This window comes from Pseudomonas sp. HMSC057H01 (genome assembly GCF_001836405.1).
Taxonomy (GTDB): Bacteria; Pseudomonadota; Gammaproteobacteria; order Pseudomonadales; family Pseudomonadaceae; genus Pseudomonas; species Pseudomonas aeruginosa.
In genome coordinates this window covers 53156-59537 of the sequence record NZ_KV828414.1, presented here as the reverse complement: position 1 = coordinate 59537, position 6382 = coordinate 53156, and the positions used below count along the sequence as shown (strand labels likewise).

At 58.2% G+C, this 6382-nt stretch carries 5 protein-coding genes and 1 pseudogene; 3 read left to right on the top strand and 3 right to left on the bottom strand.

The window, feature by feature from the left end:
• Nucleotides 1–177, bottom strand: a pseudogene (locus HMPREF2581_RS32895) (glutamine synthetase); the annotation flags it as partial.
• Nucleotides 178–730: 553 nt separating this feature from the next.
• On the opposite strand from HMPREF2581_RS32895, the gene HMPREF2581_RS07570 reads away from it, so the two are divergent.
• Together HMPREF2581_RS07570 and HMPREF2581_RS07565 are read left to right on the top strand one after the other, a co-directional pair.
• Entirely contained in the window at nt 731–1441 is a 711-nt protein-coding gene (locus tag HMPREF2581_RS07570; protein WP_009315631.1) for an AzlC family ABC transporter permease, read from the top strand.
• Nucleotides 1426–1740, top strand: coding sequence for an AzlD domain-containing protein (locus tag HMPREF2581_RS07565; RefSeq protein WP_003088669.1), 315 nt, complete (start codon nt 1426–1428; stop codon nt 1738–1740). Before HMPREF2581_RS07570 ends, HMPREF2581_RS07565 begins: the two co-directional genes overlap by 16 nt.
• Nucleotides 1741–1864: 124 nt before the next feature.
• On the opposite strand, the gene HMPREF2581_RS07560 is transcribed toward HMPREF2581_RS07565, so the two are convergent.
• Both HMPREF2581_RS07560 and HMPREF2581_RS07555 read right to left on the bottom strand, forming a co-directional pair.
• The gene (locus HMPREF2581_RS07560; RefSeq protein ID WP_003139692.1) at nt 1865–3325 is read right to left on the bottom strand and encodes a hypothetical protein; all 1461 of its coding nucleotides are present in this window, start codon (nt 3323–3325) and stop codon (nt 1865–1867) included.
• A gap of 139 nt (nt 3326–3464) precedes the next feature.
• The gene (locus HMPREF2581_RS07555) at nt 3465–3986 is read right to left on the bottom strand and encodes a class I SAM-dependent methyltransferase (RefSeq protein WP_003120198.1); all 522 of its coding nucleotides are present in this window, start codon (nt 3984–3986) and stop codon (nt 3465–3467) included.
• A gap of 734 nt (nt 3987–4720) precedes the next feature.
• Between HMPREF2581_RS07555 and HMPREF2581_RS07550 the strand changes: the two genes are divergently transcribed.
• A complete protein-coding gene (locus HMPREF2581_RS07550) occupies nt 4721–6379 on the top strand; it encodes a thiamine pyrophosphate-binding protein (RefSeq protein WP_003139693.1) in 1659 nt (552 codons plus the stop codon).
• Nucleotides 6380–6382 lie beyond the last annotated feature (3 nt).

Below are 6382 nucleotides of genomic sequence, written 5' to 3'. Positions count from 1 at the left end.
AGCGGGAAGGTTGATACCTTTTTCGAAGACTTTGGGCAGACTGTTGCGTTCGATTCGCTTGCCGCGAACCACGCCATTCATGTCTGAAATCAGAAGGTCGACGAACTGGACCTCGGGATGTTCCTGAAGGAACAGGCTCGGCTCAGTGAGCTGAACGGCACGCAGGGGTACCGACATGATGCAACACCTTTTTTGTTAAAAATTTCAATCATGCGGGGGCTGGAGCCAGAGTCAATCGGAAAGCCAATTTGTTGTCAATAGCCCTCTCGTCGCCCTCGCGGACGGCGGAATGGCCGTAGACAGGGCCTTCCAGAGCATCAAGAAAGCGGCCAAAGCCAGGCCAGGCAAGGTGTTCAACCTGGTGCAGCAGATATTTTACAGGCTCCGTTGTACGAAAAATTGAACAAGGCTAAGCTGTGCCAACCCTACAACAGCAATAAACCGGGTGTTCCATGTCCTACCAGCCGTCCCTCGGCGCCAAGTTCCGCGGCCACAAGATCGGTCAGCATCCGCGTTAGCTCCGCTCCGGTTCTTCTCTCCCTCGATTCTTCGCAGCGCCCTCGAGCAGCCCTCGCTCGTCCGCCGCCTGTCCTGCCCGTCCTCCTTATATAAGGAAGGACACCGGCCGCTTTCGCCTGCGTGGATAACGGATACGAAGAGCAAGATCGTTCAAGCCAGCCCGATGCGCCTGCTGGCATGCTGGACCGACGTTCACCACCGCCATGCCCCCATGACTGCCCACGACCTGCCCCGCCAAGCCTTTCTCCGCGGTGCCGTCGCCATCCTCCCATTGTCCCTGGCCGTCGCGCCCTGGGGGCTGCTGGCGGGATCGATGGCCATCGAAGCCAACCTTACCCCGGCCGAGGGCCAGGGCCTGTCCGCCATCGTCTTCGCCGGCGCCGCCCAGTTGGTGGCGATCGGCATGCTCAAGGGCGGTGCCGGGTTCTTTTCGATCATCTTCACCACCCTCCTCCTGACCTCGCAGCACCTGCTCTACGGCATGAGCTTGCGGCCGGTCCTGTCGCCTCTGCCGGGACGCTGGCGGATCGGCCTGGGCTTCCTGCTCACCGACGAGTTCTTCGCCCTCGCCAGCCAGCACGACCGGCGCAACTTCAACCGCTGGTACGCCCTCGGCGTCGGCCTGACCTTCTATATCGCCTGGAACCTGTTCACCCTCGCCGGCATCCTGCTTGGCCGCAGCATTCCCGGTCTCGAACACCTGGGCCTGGATTTCTCCATCGCCGCCACCTTCATCGCGCTGGTCGCGCCACTGGTGCGCAACGTACCGACGCTGGTCTGCGTGGCCACCTCGCTGTTCTGCTCGGTGCTGTTCAGCCACTGGCAATGGAGTTCGGCGCTGGTCCTCGCCGGTCTCGCCGGGATGGCCGCCGGTTTCGTCTGCAACAAGCTGTATCGGGAGGCGCCATGGTCTGGGCAGTGATCTTCGGGATGGGCGCGATCGTCTTCCTCAACCGCTACCTGTTCCTCGAACCGCGCCTGCCGATCCGCCTCGGCAGCAACCTGCGGCAGTTCCTCGGTTTCGCCGTGCCGGGAATGCTCACGGCGATCTGCGGCCCCATCGTGTTCATGCCCGAGGGCCGCATCGACCTCGGCTACGACAATCCCTACCTGGTCAGCGGCGCAGTCACCGTGGCGCTGGTGCTCTATACCCGCAATACCCTGGCGAGCATGCTGCTGGGCATGGCGTTCTTCTTCCTGTTCAAGTGGTGGCTGATTTGATCGATGTCAGTCGCTGCACGTCGGACGGCATGATTTCGGCAGACAGCCTCTTGCAGGGGGCTACAAACCAATAGCCCGTAAGAACACGTGGAAACAACTGAAGCGGCAATCGAAAATTTTTGCCTTACTTCAAACCATATCCAAGCTTCCATTCCAAGCTTCCCAAATCATCACACCCTGCATTCGATGATAGAAAATGATTTTCGCCAAGCGGAGAGTAACAGCGATAAATAGGGACCGTATTTTTTTGTGGGCATTTATACACCCAACCGATAGTGGCGATTCGATCATGTCCGCTCCCGTCACATCCTCCTGCATCAGTCACGAGATAATCATCGGGATCCTGTCTATTCACACACTCCTCCACCTCAAGCGTTTCAATACCAACGACAGGACGAGTCAGGAGATATGCGATACGATTACGCTCGGTGTACTCGGATTGTCTCACCACAGGCAGAGTAGTAACTCTGTATTTCCCACTCCTGTGCTCCCAGCGGGTAAGAGCCAAACCTACGGAAGCCTGTTGAGGTTCACTAACCACCTTCATGTTAACCCCTTGAAAGACGAGATACTTTTCCTTTAGCGTTCCTCCATGCGGTATATAAGTATAGGTGATACCCCAGCCGGAATTATCAACTCGATTCCCGCCACCAAGTAGATTCACGACCCCCACATATGCGATTAAGTCAGTTGACTTCCCGATTAAATTTCGATCCCAATCATTTTTAACAAACGGAACAAGAGGATCCTTAAGAGTAAAAAAATTCTTATAATCCGAGGACAATGACAGCTTTATCCCGCCAAACCATGGATCGAGATCAAGCGCAATAACTTTACGTCCAGCCCGCCAATACCCAACACTACTCCCTATAGTACCCAAACTATCTGCCATACCACCAATCGCAGGCTCACTCCAATTTCCTTTATATAATTTCCTCCAGCTTGACGGGAACATATAAGATGCCTCCGGAGCACGCGCCACGATATTATCCCATCGCCCCGGCCTGAAACAATACATATAGAGGTAGCCTTCATCGGGGGCCCGAACCAGTGAACAGTCACCCTCCCCAGATTGGGTCCCCATCTTCGGTGCCTCAGGGCTGGTCAACACAGTAATTGGATTAACCCAAGATAGACCGTCATAAGAAAACGATACTCCCATTGACTTGTGCGTCTGCCCACCATTGATGTAGTCGCACTTTTGCTCCTGATGCACGGCTGCAACATAGACATCTCCGATCTTAACCGGAGAATTTATCCATACTCCACACTCGCTGTAGGACCCTGCGGCACCTTTACTTAACACCTTATTGGCAGGCCAGCCCATAGACCAGGCCTCCGGCCCGGTTATTGCGTAAGCATCACCACCTCCGGAACTGTAGCCTCTGAATAAATTTTCAGAGAGCTTTATTACATAAAACTTAGTATCTAGGCCAGGCTCGTGAGACCCAACCCTAACTACTAGCGGGCGCTCCACCCGCACCTGTAGACAAGACTCACAAAAGACTTCCGCCGCAACTTTCAAAACCAATAAAAAGTGCAGAAGAAGCACAAAACACAAACAAGAAAGCATAGACTTCTTCATGAAAATCCCTTTCATAGTATTTTATTTTCAAGCAAAACCATCCAACCACTGGCCACCAACACAATATTTCCGGCTCCAGCCCCGAAATTCCGATACCAATCTAGCGCCCGTCCAGGCAGAGTAATTGACACGGAGAAATTCAGAAAACCACCCGAAAATAATGACGATAGTCACAGTGAACGCCATCCTCCCGCTCGACGGCTTTCACCTTGAACTGCTTTGCTCCCAGCAACTCCAAGACACGAACCAGTTGATCATGGCTGAATATCTGTGTATGCCCGATTGCTGGAACTCCGCGCGAGTCAGTCACCAACAGTAACTCACCGCCCGTCCTCAACCTGCCCACACAGTCAATCAGGAATTGGATCCAGTCGGCCGTATGGTCAAGCACATTTGAGCAAACGACGAAATCGAACGCACTCTCTATATCGGCAACACCATCCCTTATATAACAAGAAGAACCTCTTTCCCCGAGAATCGAGAATGGAAGATTCTCTGCATACAGCCCCATCAATGAGTCCTGGGCAGTCACTGTCACGCCTTCGACCTTCTCGAAAAAGCCGATCGGCCCACTACCTACTTCCAAAACCTTACCTTCAAAACCTTCGTAGCGATAATGCGAGGAGCCGTACGTGAACCCCATCTTCCCAAGAAACCACATTGCATCCTTATGCCGGGCCTCTTGTAGTTCCTCGACAGACAGATGGCGATAGGGCCATTTATCCTTCCAGAAAGAAAGCTCGTACTCCTGGGAATGTATCCACTGCTCCGGATCTGCAGACGCAACGCTACGTACGTCAGGAGCAGTTTCAACCCTACGGGACACCGACGAGAATTCGCCTGCACCACTGCCACGCTCTTCGATACACACTAGAGGAGTGCCATTCGCACGACGGCGCTCCCAGAAACCGGATAAAAATTTCACCCTAAAAACCTCCCTGCTCATTGGTACCCTTGCCCATCGGACTAAAAGACAAAAAGCCGAAACTTACCGACGACCAAACAACAACTCGTCCTCTATCTCAGCGCCCCAGCAAAAATCTTCCCCTCAGGAAGCCGCCAAACAGCACTGCTCGAGGAAAAACTAACAAAGAAAATTTATAAATAATGTAAGAACAATCCTTTTTGCTAGAGGAAATAGTTACATAGACATAATTGAGGAGAAGATGGAGAAACGAGCGGAAAACCGCGCTCTCCGATCCGCCTAGAGGAGACCCGTTGCGATGACGCTCCAGTCCCCTTCTCGTCCAGATGAAGCGCTGAAAGGGGCCTCCCCCGGAACGAAGAACGAGGGTTCATGCGCCACGGGAATGAACTCGCGAAGAAAGGTCGCTTGGCGCTGACGCGCTTTGGGCCGAAGATCGGGGCAACCACAACGTGCGCAGCGAGGCCCTCATGTCCGACTCCCTTCCCCAGCGCAACGGCGGGCAGATCCTGGTAGAGGCATTGCGGCGCAATGCCGTCGATACCGTCTACTGCATCCCCGGGGAAAGCTACCTGCCGGTGCTCGACGCGCTGTACGACGCCGACGGCATCCGCACCATCGTCACCCGCCACGAGGGTGCCGCCTCGAACATGGCCGATGCCTACGGCAAGCTGACCGGCCGACCAGGCATCTGCTTCGTCACCCGCGGCCCCGGTGCCACCCATGCGGCGAATGGCGTGCACACGGCGCAGCAGGACTCGACGCCGATGATCCTGTTCGTCGGCCAGGTGGAAAGCGCCTTCAAGGGCCGCGAGGCATTCCAGGAAGTCGACTACGTGCAGATGTTCTCGGGCCTGGCCAAGTGGGCCGTGGAAATCGACCGTATCGAACGCATCCCGGAGCTCGTCGGCCGCGCCTTCAGCGTCGCCACCTCGGGCCGACCGGGGCCGGTCGTGGTCGCCCTGCCCGAGGAAATCCTCTTCGGTTCCGCGCAGGTCGCCGATGCGCCGGTGCCAAGGGTGCTTCCGGGGCGGCCGGGCGCCACGGCGATGGCGGAACTGCGCGAACTGCTGGCGAACGCCAGGCGCCCCCTGCTGGTACTTGGCGGCAGCGGCTGGGACAGCGCCGCCAGGAAACGGCTAGGCGCCTTCGTCGAGGCCAATGGCCTGCCGGTGGCCACATCGTTCCGTCGCCAGGACCTGTTCGACAACCGCGACCCGCACTACGCCGGGCAACTGGGCTTCGGCGCGGCGCCGGCGCTATTGGAGCGGCTGCGCCAGGCCGACCTGCTGCTGGTGGTCGGGGCGCGCCTGGGCGAAACGCCGAGCGCTGGCTACAGCCTGGTGCGTAGTCCGGCCCCCGCGCAGACGCTGATCCACGTGCATCCGGACAGCGCGGAATTGAACCGCGTCTACCTGGCGCGACTGCCGATCCAGGCCACCCCGTGTGCCTTCGCCGAGGCCCTGGCCGACCTCGCTCCGTTGCCCTCGAGCACCTGGCAGGACTGGCGCGAAGCCGCCCATGCCGACTACCTGGCCTACTCGACCCCGGCCGCGAGCGACCCCGCCATCCAGGGCGTCGACCTGGCGTCCGTGGTCGCGTACCTCAGCGAAAACCTGCCGGACGACGCGGTGATCGCCAACGGTGCCGGCAATTATGCCGTCTGGGTGCATCGCTTCTACCGCTATCGCCAGGCCCGCACGCAGTTGGCGCCGACCAACGGCGCCATGGGCTACGGCCTGCCCGCCGCGATCGCCGCCAGCCTACGCGATCCGCAGCGCAGCGTGGTGTGCTTCGCCGGCGACGGCTGTTTCATGATGTATCCGCAGGAGCTGGCGACCGCCGCGCAGTTCGGCGCGACGCCGGTGGTGATCGTGGTCAACAACGGCATGCTCGGCACCATCCGCATGCATCAGGAACGCGAATATCCCGGGCGGGTATCCGCCACCCGCCTGGACAACCCCGACTTCGTCGCCCTGGCGCGAGCCTTCGGCGCCCACGCCGAACGAGTGGAATGCAGCGCCGACTTCCCCGCCGCGTTCCGCCGCGCCCGCGAAAGCGGACGCCCGGCGCTGCTGGAGCTGCTGACCGACCCACGCCAGATCACGCCGCAGGCGCGCCTCGCCTGAGGC